Here is a 17,842-nt window from a genome sequence, read left to right as displayed (position 1 = left end):
TTGCTAATATCCCCTTCATACGTATCCTAGTTAATAAACCGTTCTTTACTGGGAAAAAGGAGCGATGACTATTCGCCAACCGCCGCCCGATTTTAGTATATCATCCTGCTTGGGACATGGATACTTCTGGAATTATGTATGCCGCCTTAGTTCGCATCAGGTAATGAATGACGTTTACCAGCTTACGCATAATGCACACAATCGCCTGTTGCTTGGTCTTTCCTGCCGCCATTTTTTGTTCATAGTAAGCGTAGAAGTATGGATTACGGGGTTCTTTCTTCGTTCTCGTAACGGCAATCTGCCGAATGGCAAGGGCTTTAATAATGTCGTGCAGTTCCCTGTTGCCCTGCTTGCTCTTGTAGTTCCGGTGCTTATTACCCGAACCTACAGCGATTGGGGCAATTCCAGCAAAACGAGCCAGCTTGTCAGGAGTAGCAAATCGATGTATATCTCCAATCTCCGACACCAGTTCCGCCGCCGTAACCAGTTCAATGCCTGTCATTGTATTCAGTTGAAAGCCAAGTTTTTTCATCAGGCTTTCAATTTCCCTTTCAATACAGGTCAATTCCCGTTCGTAGAAGCGAATATTGCGGACAAGCCTTTTGACGATAAAGTCACGTTCATCTTGGTAATCTCGGCTCGTGTCTCCATCCTCAGCTATGAGCGTTAGAATCTGCTCTGCCTTCTTGGTGGATAATGAATAGTTGCTTAGCTTCCGTAAATACGTTGCCAGTCCCTCTGCCCCCAACCCTGATAGTTGGGCAGGAGAAGGATACTTATGCCAAAACGCTAATGCTGTCTTGCCATCTACTTGTGAGAAGAACTTTTTGTAGCTTGGGTAATGGTAGCCCAACTGCTGATGAAGCCGCTTGACCATGGCTGTCAGGGTTTTAGATTGCGATTTCCGATGGGTCACTAACTGGCTGATCGCCCAATACAGGTCTATGGGTTTTGCATCGGGCAGGTTGGGCAACTCATCGCGTAGCACCTTCGCTACACATTCCGCATCCCATGAATCGGACTTCTGCACAGTAACGTGGCTCTTTCGCCTAGCATTAGCTAGCTTGGCATTGACTTCTTTAACCCAGCAACCCTTTTCATTCAGGTATACCGCCAAAGCTCTGCCGAAGCCGCCCACATCTTCTAACCCGTACACGACCGACAATCCTTTCTTCGTATGCTTTTTGACTTCCTTCTCGAGTTGTTGGTACGCGGATGGCTTATTGTCAAACTTGATTTCCCCAAGCTTCTTATTCCAGCAGTCGATAATGACCGCGGTGTGGTGCTGTTTGTGCAGGTCTACACCTACGTATACATATTGGTCGGGTTGCTTCATGCCTGTTCACTCCTTGTTTTCATGGGTCGGGAAGGGTTATAGATAGGCTCGAACGGCATCCTGATTTCAAGTGGACATGCCACAACGATACGTAAGCCAAACTCCAGCCCATTTGTAACCCTTCCCCATTTCTGTTTCTAGCTTCGCTGGTAAGCAAGGTTGCATCCTCAGTTCGAGCGGACGGACCGCAAAGATACGTTAGCAAATCTCTTGCTTTCCAAACTCTTCCTTATCCTGTTTCACAAACTTCCCAGTTATTAGGTATCCTCCTGCCGATGATCACTTACGACTTTCCTCATTTTGCTGGACAATAAAGCTTTTTCTAACTGAACCAGTACCAATTCCGTACGCAACAGGCTTGCCAGTGTATGTACCGTGGTCACAATGTCCTCCACCGTAAGCTTGTCGTACTGGCTTCCATTCCGGTGCGTATGCTCCAAGAGGGCAGTTAAGTAAGCTTCACATGTCCTTATACGCTTAAGCCACTTTGTTTCTTCATCGATTACTTGCTCATATTGGGCTGTAGCTTCCTTCATCCGCCCAGCCTCCTGTCTAAATAATTGCTTGATGCAAGCCCTGTGAGGTGACATCCCCGTAGCTGTAAATGCCGCTGTAAAAATCTTGCCGGTCTAACATCCTTTTCACTTGTACTTTAGTAAAACCCTTGCCTTGCGCGGTTTGGTGCCCATCTTCATTCAATTGTGCAGCCAGTTTTGAAAGCGACCACTGGGGAAAGCCTTCCTTAAGCTCAAATACACGGTGGACAACCCTCGCGTTCACGCCATCCACTTGAATCCCCTTTTGCCCTTTGCCCGCTTTGTAACCGAAGGGAACCCCACCTCCTGCATATCCGCCTTGCTGGGCTTTCTTCTTCCTACCCCTGCCCAGCTTCAACGCGATTTCCAATCGTTGGTATTGGTCTAACAACTCCAACATGCCATTAACCAGAAAATCGTTGGGGTCATGTGCGTACATGCTATACGAGGGTTGCTCAATGGCTTTTACGTCCACCTTATTACGCTTCAGTTCCCGCTGGATCAACACTTTTGCCATATCGGAACGCCATAGTCGTGACGTATTCAGTACCACGATGTACTTGATTCGGGTATCTTTTAAGTCTGCCAGCATCGTTTGCAGCCCTTCGCGTTCAACGGTTAATCCGTCTTCATCGACTTTTGCCCCGCTAATGCCACGATCCTCGTACACATGTACCAGTTCAAGGTCATTTTGTTTACAATATTGCTGAATTTCTTCAACTTGGTAGGCTAAGCTGTAGCCATCCCTTACCTGTCCCATGGTGCTGACACGCACGTAACCGACAACTTTCTCCCCCATGGTTTCACCCCTCGTTACAGTATTTGGAATACCTGTTACGGTACATCGTAAGATTTGCAATGCCATTACGGTAAAACGTAAGTTTACTATAGTATCCTCTTTGGATATTTACAACCATTATTTTCCAGTATACACTGGAAACACATTACGCTTGAGAGGAGGTTTCAGGATGCTTACAATACGTGTTCGATTGCGTGAGGTACTGCAAGCCAAGAAAATGTCGCAACGGCAACTAGCCGACCTTGCAGGCTTGCGTCCCGCTACCATTAATTCGCTATGCCAAGATCAGGTTAGCCGTATTTACCTGCACACGCTGGCTACCCTATGCCACGTCCTTCAAGTTGAATTAGGGGAGCTGTTGGTTATTGAACCATCCAACGGTCAATAATAGGCATTCATACTGTTGCATGAAGTTTGTTTTCAATAGGCAGTTGTCACAGTTTCGCTTTGCCAACACTCTCGCCCACGAGTTTAGGTTCTGCGGTTGGTAAGGCGGTGACACGTAAATTGACCTTCCTGTTACGTTCAAACGGTTAAACATTCGCTTGCTGGTTGTCTGCTTTTATTTGCTCGGGGTAATTACCCATCCAATTTGTGATCGTTTACTATCGTTGCCCACTTTTCGCTTGCAAGCTGGTTGAAATTCAATTCAAACTGGCTGGCAAGTGATTTTTTTATGGTATTGCGTACATGTCGGGTATATCTCTCTTGCCCTGTTTGCAGTTGGTTAACCCGTTCCCGTTCCTTGCCGGTTAACACGCTCGTATCTGTAAGCAACTTGGCAAAGTAGTAGGCGTTAAATTCCGGCGGGTGCTCCGCTACATCCACCAGCGGTATTCTCCGGCTTGGCTTATACACCATTTCAATACGGGTTAGGTCATGCCCTACATCCCTTCCACGGGTTAATAGCTGTTGCCTTTTATCGTACACTCGGCAATATGCATGTAACTTGCGTTGGTGCGGCAAACCAAAATACCGCGTATCTTTATACAGCCTGATTTTCCGCCGTGCATGGTTGGCGATAATAAATACTTTGCCCAATGTCTGAGGTACATCGAACGCTACATCGCCGCTAATAAAATACACCTGCTCCGCCGCTTCCCATATAGGTTCTATCAAAACCTTACATTTTGCATAATATTCAGGGTTCGTTTCAACCCGCAACGTATGCTTGGAGCCTTCCGTTTCGGCAAAGTTCTTGAAAAATACATGCATGTACGCACCATCTTCCAACTTAACGTGCAGTTGATAGCAATACAGTTTGTTGAATACCACTCGCTTTGCTTTGTTCTTAACCTCCAGCCGTGTGCTCCAAGCTAAATACCGTGATGTTGGCACCCGCTCAAACTCAAGCACCACTTTGTCTACTGAAACGTTGATATTCATTTTACATACAGCTCCTTTGGTACAGGATGGTATAGCTTACTTTTTTGTGAAATTTGATAGTTACTAGACTTATAGCATTATACGGGGACGCAAAAAAACACTTGAATAAGCCTCTGATCAAGGTTTTTCAAGTGTTCTAAGTTTGGTAAGTTTATAAGTTTGGTTTAAGTTTATAAGTTGCTTGGACGAGTAAATGCGCCCTTACATCACTTACTATGACAGATAAGCTCCAGTTTGACAACTCTTTTTTTGATAACGAAAAACCCCGTCCACAAGGGAAAGGGCAGGTAAGTCTACCATGCTTATTTACTTCGTATAGACAGATGCTACTAGTAGGTGCAGGCTTTATCCGAGTACCACACATTTCTGCTGGACAAAGCAGCCCAATATCTTATTTCGTTTTTAGTCTTTCGACGTAGGTATATAATTTCATTCCTGCATAATCTCCGGTCAGAACTTCGACTTGTGCTGTACCACCGCTTTTACTTATGACTGTAACGGTAGTTCCGTTCGGTATGGAAATGATTTCTCCTCGGTCCATCATTCGCTTAATAGCTTCTTCATTTCTTGAAAGGGCGTAGTTGGTTAGCTCGTCTAATTTGTCCTTTGTGATGGCTGACAATGCGCCGCCACTGTTTTCGTTGATCACAGCATTCTTTCCGGCGTTGGCAAACGTAGAAACGCTGCTGCTTGTAGACGTCGTTGCATTCGACTCTTTGTCGCCGCCAACAAAATAGCCGATAACGACGATAGCAAGTACCCCGAAGACTAGAAGCCCCAGACACCCTAAGCATCCTTGCATCAAATTCCCTTGTGGTTTCTTCGCAGGGGAACCGTTACCTTGGGTTTCCTTTACGTTTGATTCTTTTCCTGTAGTGGGTTTGACAGTGGGTTGAACGGATGGCTTTTGCTGTGAAACGCTGGCACCTGTTCTTGTGCTTGTAATTCGTTGTCCCTGATGGGTTCTATTTCCCTGCATGTCTAGCTCTCCTTTATTAGACAACCTATAGTATCCAAAATTATACACGATTTAGATACTTATTAATATTATTTTTTATGATACTATACTACCACTTACAGCAAAGCCTACCGTTGTCTACACTCACATAGAGGTGTGTGCCGATGCAGGATATTCTAAAGCTTGTAGGTTCAAAAATACGGGATTATCGCAAATCTAAGGGGCTTTCACAAGACCAGCTTGGGGAACTATGCGGCTTTCATTTTTCCTACATTGGTGGAGTCGAGCGTGGAGAACGAAACCTTTCGCTTGAGAACATCGGCAAAATTGCTAAAGCTCTTGATGTTGAGCCCAAATTGCTCTTTGAGTTTGGTGAACCTTTTTTATTGCCTGTAGCTGAGGAAAAAGAGGCTGCTTTACAAGAATTGCTTGCTATACTAAAAGGTAGGGACATCAGCCACATTCGCATGAGCAAACATATCCTTGTGGAAATCTTCAATTCATTTCCCAGCAAATGAAGAAACAGGCTTGTAATTGAGCCTGTTTTTTTCTTTGGTAATATGCTGTTACAATGCCACCTGTACATTAAAGGGTTCATCCTTCCATGTCTCAAATTGGTATATGGGAGATGACTAATCTGCCGCGGGCACCATATTCACGATTTTCATATTGTCCTTAGCGCGGCACATGGCAAAAAGAAAACCACAATACGAGGGTTAGTCGTATTGTGGTTAAGATGTTAGGTACTAATGGTTCTTTTACAGACTCTCTTGAGGTCTAATTAAAAGAGTATCATGTTATTTTTATAACTGTTCCTTTTCCAATGATCTTCCCACCATAATTCAAATTAAATTCATATTGTGGGACAATAATATTTTTATAATTCTCACCATATGGTAGTTGAATAGTTACTTCATAGACTTTGCCTCTCTCAATTGTATCATCTGGATCAACTAAATTAACTGAACACATTATAAGTTCTCCATTAACATCAAATGATGGCATCATTCCTGAACGTCCGTCTCGATTCATACCGCCTTCTTCAGATGTTAACAAACGAATTTGAGCCTCTAGTATCATCTAGTATGACACCCACCTCTCTAGTAAATATGATCAATTGAACCAATTATTGAATTATTAAATAAATCGAGCATTTCTGGTTGAACTGTAACTGAACCTGATTTTAAAATATGTCTATCTACTTGTGTATGATCTAATTTATTAAAAATTTCTGTTGGTATCTGAACTTTAATAATTGCAGCGGTATCTTTAAGAAGAGGAGAATCGCTTAGTTTTAAAACTTCATCAAATGCCATTCCGAATTGTTTCCCATCGTATCCTCTACCAGAAGGATCTGCTCTAAAAATACCTGATTTCATAATATCATTGTACTCATTTGGACTTACGGCGCGATACAATGTTGTAAGATCATCTTTAGATTTCACCGCAGCTTTTGCTAATTTAGCGGCCTGAACAACTTCTTCTGATACTCTAACCGTATTTTTCGCTCCACCTTTGTCCGGTCCTATTAGCCCAACAAATATATATAGAGCAACTTTATATAATTCCTCTGGAGCTACGCCACCGCCTTGCACAAGCCCACCTATTTCCGAAGGACTCATTTCTCGTAACGGTTTTGAATAAGCATTATTTGCTTCAGCCTTCTTTTGTTCCTCACACATATCTGCGCCTTCACCTGCTATACAATGCCCACTCGGATCCGTATACCTTAACGGATTATTATGTCCATACGTATACAGATTCAAACTCAGCGGATTCGTAATATCCCCTTCATACGTATCCTTATTAATAAACCGTCCACTATCAGGATCATACCATCTAGCTCGAAGATACTGCAACTGGGTAGTGTTGTCCCATAATTCCCCGCTATATCGGAATGGGTTACTCACTGTTTCCATGGTACTCTGAGGATTTGGATTCCCCCACAAATCATAGTCATAGTTGTTAAGTTTAGCTCCGCTGGAACTCATCACTTGCATCACATCGCCATGTGCATTATTCAAGTAATAAGCCAGTCCATTGTCAGCCCCCTGTCTAGCGAGTAACCCGAGTCCGCGGATGTAACGGGCTTGCATGATGGGGCCACTGCTTGAAACCGTTGCATCGGCTACAATCTGCCCGCCTTCATTATAATAGCGGGTTGTTTGACCGTTCTCAGTCCGCTCATTAAGGATGCCGTCCCCATTGTACGTATAGGTCACGGTTTGTCCTTCGATCACGGCTTTGCGCAACCGGTTAAAGCTATCGTATTCATAGTTAACGGGTGAGTTCTTTAGTTCTCGAGTTGTCTCATATTGAGTCCGGTTCCCTCTGTTGTTATAAGCATACGTTTCTTCATATTCGCTGGATGTTAGAATCCGATTCTGTTCATCGTAACCATACTTTTTATCAAAGAGGGTATTGCCTTTCCTTCCTTCAACCCGTGTAATATTCTGATTGCTATCATAATCGTAATCATAGAAGCCGAGTTCCGTTTGCGTAGTCATATCCTTGTGAGTCAAGGTATCCAGCTTGAGTCCCTCATACGTGAAATCGGTACTGTACCGATTTTCAACGATTTGTTTCACCAGATTATTTTTTAAATAGGCGTATTTGCCATACATGCTGTTGGTTGCATTTCGGTTAGAAGAGGCCGATACCGCTTCAAGCCGATACCGCTGGTCATAAAAGAAATAATCTACTTGCCCAAACGGTCCTGTCGACGCATATTTATTTCCCCGAATATCATAGGTATACTCCATTTTTTTGTGATCCGGAAACTCTACGGTCTTCAATTGTTTGATGTTATCCCAGTAGGTATAACTTGTTGTTTTCCCTAAGGGATTTGCCGCGGTTATACTATCGGTCATCGTTAAACGTCGTCCCGCGTTATCATACGTATACCGGATCGTTTCATCAGGCGCCTGTATTTCGTTTAAAAATCCACGGTTTGAATACACCGATGTAAAAGTCTGCCCTTTGGGATCCGTATGATTGACGACCTGGCTGTTCCCATCGTACATGAAGGTTTCCGGGTTTTGTAAGGGAGAGACTTTTTTTATCAGGCGCCCTAATTCATCATAGGTTTTCGTTATTTTATTCGCATCCGGATACGTTAATTCTATCGGTAGTCCAGCCAAGGAATATGCCACTTTAGTCGTCCCCTGACTCGGGTCCATAATCGATACTACTCTTCCCAATGCATCGTAGTTAAACGTTTTGGTATTCCCTTTGGCATCCTTGGATGTAAGGGGATGACCTGCGAAATCATAGGTGAGGGTACCCTGTACAAAGGTCTGATTGTTTCGCAATTCCGCTGTTTGGAGCACGCGGCCCATCTTATCATAATCCATTCGGGCTATATTACCCTCAGCGTCGATCTGGGTCTGGGTCCGATTGAAATCATCGTACTGGGTGGTCGATTTACCTATGTCCGGATACATGACTTCTCTGGGGCGGTTCCAATTATCATAAGTGTAGGAAGTCCGGTTTCCTTCCGCATCTTCCGTCCAGATTAACCGGCTAAACGGATCATACCCATACTTAGCTTTGACCTTCTCCGTACCATCCACGATTCCTTCTTGGATTTTCTGTCCTATTGGGTTCCACTTTACAAATATCGTGGCACCCGTCTCGTCAGTTTGGGTGATCTTATTTTGGACATCATCGTACTGGGCAGTCATCGTTGTTCCATCCGGGTGGGTTATGGTGGTGACACGTCCCAATGCATCATACTGATACGACGAATTCTGCCCATTGCCGTCTATATAGTAATCTAGCTGACCTGTTGCTTTCTTGTAAGCTGCTTGTAAGCTGACAACGGATGCCTGGTTTTCCACATTCACCACGCTCTTCGATTGTTTGGTTAAAAAAGCGTTGGCGTAGTCATTGCTATATTCGTTATTCGTGACAATGTTTCGCTGATCATCCTTGACAATCGTTTGAAGTGCATTACCAAATGCATCATACAGAGGGATGTCCACTTGTTGAAGGAGTTTTCCGTCATTATTGTTCTCTTTCACGACAACCTGAGTTACTTTCCCCTTGTTATTTCTTGTGAAAGAAGTGTATTTCTTCAAGGTATTACTAATGGGTTGGGTAACGGACAATAACCAACCATTTGTCGCATCATACGTAGATTCCGTAAGTTGTCCCTGTGGATCGGTTTCCGAGATGACTTGACCGAAGCTGTTGTAGGCTCGTTTGATCGTAGTCGTTTCCCCTGGGACAAAGTTGCGTAGGATCTTTTTGTCGATTTGTATGGGTAAGGGATTTCGACCTGCCACATTATACGTTAAATTGGTAGACTCAGCCACATTATCGTTACCCAACCATCGAACTATCGCTTTGTTATAAAAGTCCGTTGTCGTCGTATCGATATAATGTCGGGTGTACTCGTATTCCGTACGGTTCACACACGAATAATCCATGGGTCCGTAACAAATAAAATTTGTAAAATCATAGTCTTTTTTTAGATTAGCTGCGGTAGGTCCCATATTAAAACTAAATTCTTTGTGATTGGAAAATTCGCTAGTCCCATTCCCATATACGATCTGATCTTCACGTGATGCAATGGTTAATATCGCTTGGGCAGATCTTTCGCCTACTGCCTGCTCAGATTGAGCATAGGTATATAAGGTCTTGCTTCCGGTTGGGTGAATAACTTCGGTTAATAACGCTGTGGGATTATAGCTGTTATTACCAGAAGTATATGAAAAGCCAGCATTCAAGGTTTGATAATTATAGAACGTCTTACGTCCCAAAGGGTCGGTCACGGAACGCAATTTTTCATTTACTCTGGTATTCCATGGATAGTAATGTACCGTGTCGATGGTGGTCTCCGTATCCTTGTTATACGTAATGGTACGATCTCCTTGTGTAATCGTAACGCTCAGGTCTCCATATTCAATTTGAATGGTATTCCCAATCGCATCGGTAATATAGGAAAGTATAGTTCCATATTTCGCATGGGTCGTATAGGTGAAGGTCACCTTATTGTCATACGGATCTATCCTCTCTACTAACCTGCCGTCTGAATCAAATTTTTCGGTGATCCCACTTACCTTATTCCTCACTGTAATAGCAGGATTTACTGCTTGCACATCATACTCTAATTGATAATCAGTCCACGGATAATTTTTAAAGCTCTTTCCTTGGATCTGATAAGAGGCTCCTTCACTCGAATGATAGTACCTATACCCAGGTCCGAGTTCATAGCTTATAAATGGGATATTCCAGGTCCATCCTTTACCTAGATGGTAATTATTTTCTTGAGGTGGTTTATCCACCGCGACATTCCGATATATTGATCGTAAAGCTAAATTGTTGTAACTTGGAACAACTGTGAGCTCATTTTTATTTGCAACTTCTTGAACCGTTCGAGTGTAGGCGCCTTGTGCACTAGGCCCAGCCCATTCGCTTTTGTTAAATGCTACACCAGGGTTTGCTTTTAACCAAACGATTCTTGCGTCTCCATCCTCCCAGTATTCATGGTACAAATTAAAAGAACGTCTTGAAATGATGCCATCCGTAATGACACCATCTTTCATAGTTTGCGTATACTCATAGCCGTTAAATATAACGTAACAATCGCATTGCAATACCTTTTGTACATCTTTTCTAAAAAAACCGGCATCTGAGCTGTCATAGATCCTTTTTAAGGTGAAAGAGAGACCATTCCTGCCTGGTAATGTAAACTCTTCTTGTGCCACCGTTAAGGAACCGGTTAACGTTGAGATGGATTCATTAGAGCTACCGATGGAATAAGGTGCTTGATCTGTTTTCATTCGTACTTGCTGAATGGCACTTTCATCAAAGGTATCAGCAGCTGCTTGAATCGCATAATCCGCAATTATTGGAACCGTTTCCTCATTCTGTCTTACATCAGAGGACCCTGTTTCCACAGACAGGTTTCGATAACCCGATGCAACTTGTAGTAACGCTTGCTCCAGAGTCTGGTTACCCTGCCTTTGTTGGAGTGCCTGTCTAATTTGTACGAGGGTATACCCCTTCTCAAGTTGCTCCAGTACCCGCTCTCTGGCTATTCCATACGTATTTGTTATTTCGTCTAACGAGGTGGTTGGGTAGGCATTGACTCCCGTCTTTAGTTGTGCTAAAGCTGACGCTGCATGAACCAACCCGTGTCCAAACACATCCGATGATCCTAATGGTACCGCTGTTTTATCGATGATTTGTCGGATCTTTTCATTGCTCATCCCGGGCATTTGGGATTTAATTAGTGCGGCAATTCCGGCAACGTGGGGTGTCGCGACCGAAGTTCCGCTTAATACTGCAGTTTGATTCCCAAGACCGACACTTTGCACTTGAACCCCAGGCGCTACCACTTCAACCCCACCGTTTGAAAAGGGGGCATGTTGATTATTCTCATCCACCGCCCCTACTGAGAGAACGGAAGTATACTTAGCCGGGTAACGAGGCGTAGCCCCCCCATCATTTCCAGCTGCCGCTATGAGCAAGATCCCCTGATCATGCGCTTTTTGGATCGCCTCTTCCAGTGCTTGCGAATATTGCTCTCCGACAAAACTCATGGAAACAATATCCATATGCTGTTCTATAGCCCAATCCAAGGCCTGAATAACGGAACTGTATCGGCCTCCGCCCGCATTATCCAGTACTTTGACCGCGTACAAATCTGCGTCGGGCGCAATGCCTACGATCCCTTTCCCGTTTTTGGTGGCAGCGATGATGCCCGCTGCGTGGGTACCGTGTCCATTCAGATCGTCATAGGAGGAATCGCTAGGTACAAATGAAATTCCCTCTTTGACCTTCAGCTCATCGGAATGTAAACTGATCCCGGTATCGAAGATGGCAATTTTGACCCCTTTGCCGCGGTACGTAGACTCGACTACGGTATCCGCATGAATTTGCACCAGGTTAGGGGGGATTGTATCCGCTGCTTTTTTGATATACCCATCTGGTTCAATATATTCGACATTCGGGTCACTTTGCAGTTGTTTGAGTTCAGACTGCTTCAAGCGAACCATGGAATGCTGGTCAGACAACGGGTTCCCTGTTTTCCCTGCACTCTTTTTCAAGGTTTGTATGCTTCTGTTGCTAGGGGCAGCCTGTTTAAACTTTACAATATAAGGTGCTTCTGTGAGCTGATCCTCAACTAAGTTTGCTGCAGCTTCAACGGAAGGTGCTGTCAAAGATAACAATAAGATGCCACTTAATAATGTGGATATAAACTTGATTTTCATAAGTGCCTCCAAACCATGATTAATTGCTTAATTTCGTCCAGGTTGTGCTTTGAATACGTCCTGCTGCATCATAGTCGTACTGTATTTTTAGCTTGACGGGTGAAACGGTTGGCGGTGCAATCGCAGGAACCACTTTAATAGTTCGGGATAAGGGGGGGCCAAACCATGTCAGCCCGACTTTTACCATTCTCCAGTCCGATATATAGTTTCCTACGGCGGATGGAGCTGTCATCGTAAACGAAAAAGTATAGGATTGACCTGGGGCAATGGCCTGCCCACCGGTAATGACCTGTCTTCCGCTCGCAAACGGATCCGAATCGTCAATCGCTCCCAGACGATACGCTCCGGCTTCCGTCCAAGCTTCATCCCCATCATTCCGATACGTGACCGTGACCGGATACGTCTTCCCGGCTTCCATTGTACTCGGAATGGTATGATTGATTAAGGTAGACTTATGTGCGATGTAGGTAAGGACGGTCCAGCATTGTGCATAATAACATGCACCTCCATAAACCATTCCCGAATTTCCATGCTGGGCCATAATTTGAGCTCCTGTGACCCTTAATATGGCATCATAGTTACTAACCATTACTGTCCGACCAATATAAATAACGCTTCTCCCGTCTTGACCAGGCGGGGGATTAGATACATAAATGTTGCCATACTCTTGTCGAGTCAAATAAAAATCTATGGGGCTCCCCTCAAGCCCATCACTACCGTTGTCATACGAATGCACTTCTAGACTTACAATACTCGATATCTCTAAATCTGGATTAATGTCAAAATAGGAAGGACCCTCGAAGTAGTTCGTTGTCGGGTCGATCATGATCGGATATTGTAAACCTTCGTCATTTAATTCGATTCGTAAAATGGTTTCGTTTTCATAACGATCAATGAACAACCGCGTGCGGTCATACCGTTTCTCTGAACTGGATGCATCCCGAATCCATAAACGCGGGATAGACCCAAAGAGCTCTCCTTTGTTATTCACAACATCAATGCTTCCATCTTCTTTTTGGATAATTTCCAGATTGTTGGTTGTTACTTGGAATTGAAATACCTTAGGAGCACTTGCATCCTTCAGCCACAATTCCATTTTGAGATCATCCGGATTTACTTTATAGATGAGATCGGTTTGAACCCAAGCGTTGGGATATGTAATCTTGTTGTCTTTGACAACGCCTTCCGTCTGAAGGTTGTCCATAGCGGCATAAGTCATTGTTTCATCGTAGACCTGATAGGTGACGGTTGGCTGACTCCGTCGATTAAATTTAACAGAAAACCGATTTTGATCAGCAATTTCAGTAAACCCATTTTGGTCGGGCATCTTATGTATGGTCGTATCGATGTCTTTCCATTGATTCGCTTGAAGATAATGCAGTGAATAGGTCGAAGTCATCACCGTCATCGTTTCGTCATGATTACGAAATGTTTTACTGTTCTTTGTTCGCAGATTAGTTAACTCTTGGCTACCCCGTCTTTGAAAACCAGCCCCATAAACATCAGTGGTGATAGAGGGACGATAACTGTTTTGTGTTACTGTAGAGGCACCTTGTATCAATGTTAGTTCATTACTTTGATTTCCGTTTGCATAGGATAGAGCAGGTTGGATACTTAGTAATATAAACATGAGTAAAAGAATGATTTTTACTGTATTCGTTCTTATCGCCAATTTACTGTCTCCTTTGTTTAAACATATATTACATCTTCTAGCCAGGGCTGCTTGACCTTTTTCATCATTCTTTGTTCTTAGTTATATTTAACAAATTACCATTTTGATCGTATTTATACTGGATAACGTCCCCTGCTTCAAAATTTATTGAGAGGGTTTTGACAATCAATGAACTACTCTGTGCTGATACATTTCCTGCACCATCTTTTGCTGTAATGGTGAAGGAGTAGCTTGTATTCGGTATTAGCTCGCCTACGGTGTAGCTTGTGGAAGAAACATTTTCTACGTGTTTATCTCCATTATAAATAGAGTATTCCGTTACCCCCACGTTGTCAGTTGAAGGACTCCAGTTCAAGGTGACACTATTAATAGTAATATTTGATCCAACTAGGTTGGTTGGGGAACTGGGAGGTGTTCCGTCTAGTGTAAAAGTTGTCAATGGCGTGCTACTTGCTGATATATTTCCTGCAGCATCCCTAGCTTTAACGGAAAATAAATAAGTTGAAAGTTCATTTAAGCCTATAACAGTAAAGCTATTGATGATGCTTGTCCCAATCTGTAAATCTCCCATATAAATATCGTAGCCCACTACGCCCCCATTATCTGTAGAAGGGTTCCACACTAATGTCATACTGGAGGATGTTGGATCAATTGCTTTTAGATCTGTTGGTTCAGTAGGTGGCGTTGTATCATCTGTAACGTTAGTCAATATATTACTTACGGCGGACTGATTTCCCGCAGCATCCAATGCAACAACTGAAAAATTATATGTTGTAAGATCAGTAATTCCTTCTACGTTAAAACTATTGGTGATAGGGCTGCCAATTTTTGTTGATCCATCGTAAATATCATATCTGGCCACCCCCACATTGTCTGTTGATTCAGTCCAACTAAGAAAGAGAGTGCTCCCGTTTCTCCCATTTGAGACAAGATTAGTTGGGGCAGTTGGTGAAGTAAGGTCTTTGACTTGAACAGTCTGAGAGAGAATTGGACCAAACCATGTAACTCCGTCCTGAACCATCCGCCAATCAGTAATAAATGAACCTAGTTGATTGGCCGTCATGTTGAAGTTAAATGTATATTGTTGACCTGTCGATACAATTTGTCCTCCCATAATAGGTTGACGTCCACCTGCAAAAGGATCACTATCATCTACCGCACCCAATCGATACGAATCTGATTCTCGCCATGGATAATATCCATCATTTCTAAGGGAAACTGAAACATTATATATCCTTCCAACATCCATTATGACCGGGATTGTATTTGAAACAATTGTGTACGCCCTACCTGGTAAAACATTTGTACTTATTCCACCGCCTAAAAATGTGTAATTTCCAGCATTGTCATATGCGTAAACATGAGTGTTGTAAATACCCAGTTCATTATGATGTTGATTAAATGGAATAGTTACTTTCCAGGTGCCGTTTCCAATATTTATACCTTCATGCCATACTAAATCATCTTGACCATTGTATTCGGTCCATGTTGGAAACTTGACGGATTGAACTCCTGAGCCAGTATCGTTAACTCCGTAGGCGAACAAGTCATATCCTGACCCCTCATATGGAATTGTGGATGAAGATGATATGCTCCCACCAATCGGAGGGATAGTATCCACTACATTTACGTTTTTAGTTAGTGTCTGGCCAAACCATGTAACTCCGTCTAAAACCATCTGCCAATCGGTAATTTTGTTGCCTAGGCCATTAGCACCAAGTGGAGCTGTCATATTAAAATAAAATGTATATTCTTGCCCGGGGGAAACGTTCTGATTATTAGTAATAGTCTGTCTTCCTAAAGCAAAAGGATCACTTTCACCTACTGCACCAAGCCGAAATGAACTGCCCTCACTCCAATCTCCATATCCAGTATTCCTTAAAGTTATAGAAACGGGATAATTCTGACCTTGTTGCATCGTTGCGGGAATTGTGTCAGAAACTATACTTGCATTAAAAGGATATGCGTATTCTATTCGGTCAACAGTGAACCCGTAATGATCATCAAATTGCATTCCAGTATATAACGCAACATTCGCAGAATTACCTATTAACCAATCGCTCCAAATATCATAGTAAAAACTCTTATACCTATTTCCAGAATTTGGGGCGTTATTATTAACAGAAACAACGTCACTGTAATTCTCGACATCGATTTTTGAAAAATGAACTCGAATTGCAGAAGCACCCGGTTTAGATATGGTCCATACTGCAGAAGTATATGCAGAAATAGGGTGTGAACTTTCTATGGAATATGCTTCACCTAATATCATCGGATATGGTTCGTACTCTATCTGATCTATTACAAAACCTCTATAGGATTTAGTATTATCAGATGTTAAATTTACAGTTATAGATCCTGTTGTGCTCCAATTACTCCAAAGTCCAGAATAGAAACCACTCCATCTGTTACCAGAACTAGTTGTTACATAATCAAATCCAGACTCTGTTTCAACATAAGAAAAATGAACTCGAATTTTTGCTCCAGGCTTAGCTATGTACCATGTGTTATTGTAAGAATTAGGATAGTTATGAGGAGATTCAATTAGAACAGATTCAGTTATTGTGCCCGTATCTGCAACCAATTGGCTTACTCCCACACTTGATATTAAATTTATATCGTTGTTTTCTCTTTCGTAGGTTATACCAGAAACCGAAGTGTAAACATCATTAATCACGGTACTGTCTGAAAGGACTTTTGAATCATAGGCCGATTCTAAATTTATATCGTCCTTAGTTGTACCCTCAGCTTGTGTTAGGTATGGCGTTAATATAAATAGAGCTACAACCACCAAACTAATTAATGCCAGTTTTTTTCTAAAATACATGAACCGACCACTCCTAATTATTCATTTCCTAAATATCCGGCTCCCCATGTCCACACAAACCATTGTTTTTTAAACAGTGCTAATGTTGTTCCCAGCAATTGCTTGTCTCACCTCCGTCATTACTGGTACTTTTATAGGAGTATACGGTTGATCTCCTAACTGACCGTAGAAGTTGTCTCCCAAGCAAATAAGGTATCATCGTTCCGAACTTTCAACACATGCTTGCTTTCAATTGAAGCGTAGGACATTTGAATTGTCGGGTTCGTTCATTAATAAGTTCTTTCTTATCTTGAACCTTCGAAAGAGGGTCCCTTTCGTTATCCTTTCTAAAAAGTTTCTGAGTTTCATTCGGGTATTCATCTGATTGATTCAGACTGATACACATATGGCTGACTATGCTGTTACCCTGCCTTCCTGATTCCCAGTAAAGATATTGTCCCTGTCACTGCAATCGATTACCGGAGTTATGCCCTTATTAGCAGGAGATTTGTTGCTGGTAACGGTAACACCTCCGCTTCAACCCCCATAGGCAAGCAGATGCACATGGTAATAAAACTTTTTTCCATACACATCTACAACCTCCTATTTTTTTGAAAATACACACGCATTCTAGAATAATAGGTAATATTATCTATGTAAACAATTATTTTGTAATATTGTGTATAAATTCTTTTGTCTGATAGTGCGAAACGCAACCTATACTTTCTTTGTCAGTCGTGCTATATCGCCTAATCGTTATTGCCCATAAACATTATTTCCTTTATGAACAAGTAATTGATTTTTTTGACATAGCAATATCTAAACTTCGTTTATTCATGGAGTGACACCACAAACTCTTTGTCGCCATTGAAGACGGGGTCAGAATAAGCTAAAAAAAATAAGACTCTAAAACCACTACTAATGTGTGGTTCTGGAGTCTTTTTGAGCTTTCACTTGGTTGTTTACCTGCCAGCAGCTTTAGTGCAGAGGATTATCATATGATAATCATATATTATATTAATTACTTGATGGTAGTATAATATATGATTATTACGATTAATTGCTCTTTTAATTGATAATATCGCATAATATACATATTTTTTAAATAATTCATTGACAAATAATATAC

General features: G+C 42.5%; 11 protein-coding genes. 2 read left to right on the top strand and 9 right to left on the bottom strand.

Features of this window, described 5'->3' with window-relative positions; all coding sequences use genetic code 11:
- Nucleotides 1–100: 100 nt before the first annotated feature.
- From ACFQ0C_RS11045 to ACFQ0C_RS11035, 3 genes are all read right to left on the bottom strand, one after another.
- Nucleotides 101–1,336 (bottom strand): IS110 family RNA-guided transposase, encoded by a 1,236-nt coding sequence (locus tag ACFQ0C_RS11045; RefSeq protein ID WP_379366688.1) that lies wholly within the window; start codon nucleotides 1,334–1,336, stop codon nucleotides 101–103.
- Between the two features lie 257 nt (nucleotides 1,337–1,593).
- Nucleotides 1,594–1,872, bottom strand: a complete 279-nt coding sequence (locus ACFQ0C_RS11040; RefSeq protein ID WP_379366686.1) for a hypothetical protein — start codon at nucleotides 1,870–1,872, stop codon at nucleotides 1,594–1,596.
- Between the two features lie 16 nt (nucleotides 1,873–1,888).
- Nucleotides 1,889–2,671 (bottom strand): recombinase family protein, encoded by a 783-nt coding sequence (locus ACFQ0C_RS11035; protein WP_379366684.1) that lies wholly within the window; start codon nucleotides 2,669–2,671, stop codon nucleotides 1,889–1,891.
- A 169-nt stretch (nucleotides 2,672–2,840) separates the two neighbouring features.
- On the opposite strand from ACFQ0C_RS11035, the gene ACFQ0C_RS11030 reads away from it, so the two are divergent.
- The gene (locus tag ACFQ0C_RS11030; protein ID WP_379366682.1) at nucleotides 2,841–3,059 is read left to right on the top strand and encodes a helix-turn-helix domain-containing protein; all 219 of its coding nucleotides are present in this window, start codon (nucleotides 2,841–2,843) and stop codon (nucleotides 3,057–3,059) included.
- 191 nt (nucleotides 3,060–3,250) lie between these two features.
- Here ACFQ0C_RS11030 and ACFQ0C_RS11025 read toward each other — a convergent pair whose 3' ends face one another.
- Both ACFQ0C_RS11025 and ACFQ0C_RS11020 read right to left on the bottom strand, forming a co-directional pair.
- On the bottom strand, nucleotides 3,251–4,057 hold the full coding sequence (locus ACFQ0C_RS11025; RefSeq protein ID WP_379366680.1) for a replication initiation protein: 807 nt from the start codon (nucleotides 4,055–4,057) through the stop codon (nucleotides 3,251–3,253).
- Between the two features lie 391 nt (nucleotides 4,058–4,448).
- Nucleotides 4,449–5,036 (bottom strand): hypothetical protein, encoded by a 588-nt coding sequence (locus tag ACFQ0C_RS11020; protein ID WP_379366678.1) that lies wholly within the window; start codon nucleotides 5,034–5,036, stop codon nucleotides 4,449–4,451.
- Nucleotides 5,037–5,179: 143 nt separating this feature from the next.
- Here ACFQ0C_RS11020 and ACFQ0C_RS11015 point away from each other — a divergent pair, with 143 nt between their 5' ends.
- Complete coding sequence (locus ACFQ0C_RS11015) at nucleotides 5,180–5,533, top strand: helix-turn-helix domain-containing protein (protein ID WP_379366676.1); 354 nt, start codon at nucleotides 5,180–5,182, stop codon at nucleotides 5,531–5,533.
- A gap of 274 nt (nucleotides 5,534–5,807) precedes the next feature.
- Here ACFQ0C_RS11015 and ACFQ0C_RS11010 read toward each other — a convergent pair whose 3' ends face one another.
- The 4 genes from ACFQ0C_RS11010 to ACFQ0C_RS10995 form a co-directional block, all read right to left on the bottom strand.
- Nucleotides 5,808–6,095 (bottom strand): hypothetical protein, encoded by a 288-nt coding sequence (locus tag ACFQ0C_RS11010; RefSeq protein ID WP_379366674.1) that lies wholly within the window; start codon nucleotides 6,093–6,095, stop codon nucleotides 5,808–5,810.
- Between the two features lie 20 nt (nucleotides 6,096–6,115).
- Complete coding sequence (locus ACFQ0C_RS11005; RefSeq protein WP_379366672.1) at nucleotides 6,116–12,235, bottom strand: S8 family serine peptidase; 6,120 nt, start codon at nucleotides 12,233–12,235, stop codon at nucleotides 6,116–6,118.
- Nucleotides 12,236–12,254: 19 nt separating this feature from the next.
- The gene (locus ACFQ0C_RS11000) at nucleotides 12,255–13,907 is read right to left on the bottom strand and encodes an NBR1-Ig-like domain-containing protein (RefSeq protein WP_379366670.1); all 1,653 of its coding nucleotides are present in this window, start codon (nucleotides 13,905–13,907) and stop codon (nucleotides 12,255–12,257) included.
- Nucleotides 13,908–13,971: 64 nt separating this feature from the next.
- A complete protein-coding gene (locus tag ACFQ0C_RS10995; RefSeq protein ID WP_379366668.1) occupies nucleotides 13,972–16,734 on the bottom strand; it encodes a fibronectin type III domain-containing protein in 2,763 nt (920 codons plus the stop codon).
- Nucleotides 16,735–17,842 lie beyond the last annotated feature (1,108 nt).

This window comes from Paenibacillus sp. GCM10027630, from assembly GCF_042676305.1.
GTDB lineage: Bacteria > Bacillota > Bacilli > Paenibacillales > NBRC-103111 > Paenibacillus_S.
The sequence above is the reverse complement of the archived record's forward strand: the minus strand, read 5'-3'. Positions and strand labels throughout refer to the sequence as shown.

Coding starts and splice junctions, on each gene's coding strand:
- ACFQ0C_RS11030 (WP_379366682.1), top strand. CDS start 2,841: ATGCTTACAATACGTGTTCGATTGCGTGAGGTACTGCAAGCCAAGAAA.
- ACFQ0C_RS11010 (WP_379366674.1), bottom strand. CDS start 6,095: ATGATACTAGAGGCTCAAATTCGTTTGTTAACATCTGAAGAAGGCGGT.
- ACFQ0C_RS11015 (WP_379366676.1), top strand. CDS start 5,180: ATGCAGGATATTCTAAAGCTTGTAGGTTCAAAAATACGGGATTATCGC.
- ACFQ0C_RS11040 (WP_379366686.1), bottom strand. CDS start 1,872: ATGAAGGAAGCTACAGCCCAATATGAGCAAGTAATCGATGAAGAAACA.
- ACFQ0C_RS11005 (WP_379366672.1), bottom strand. CDS start 12,235: ATGAAAATCAAGTTTATATCCACATTATTAAGTGGCATCTTATTGTTA.
- ACFQ0C_RS11045 (WP_379366688.1), bottom strand. CDS start 1,336: ATGAAGCAACCCGACCAATATGTATACGTAGGTGTAGACCTGCACAAA.
- ACFQ0C_RS10995 (WP_379366668.1), bottom strand. CDS start 16,734: ATGTATTTTAGAAAAAAACTGGCATTAATTAGTTTGGTGGTTGTAGCT.
- ACFQ0C_RS11020 (WP_379366678.1), bottom strand. CDS start 5,036: ATGCAGGGAAATAGAACCCATCAGGGACAACGAATTACAAGCACAAGA.
- ACFQ0C_RS11025 (WP_379366680.1), bottom strand. CDS start 4,057: ATGAATATCAACGTTTCAGTAGACAAAGTGGTGCTTGAGTTTGAGCGG.
- ACFQ0C_RS11035 (WP_379366684.1), bottom strand. CDS start 2,671: ATGGGGGAGAAAGTTGTCGGTTACGTGCGTGTCAGCACCATGGGACAG.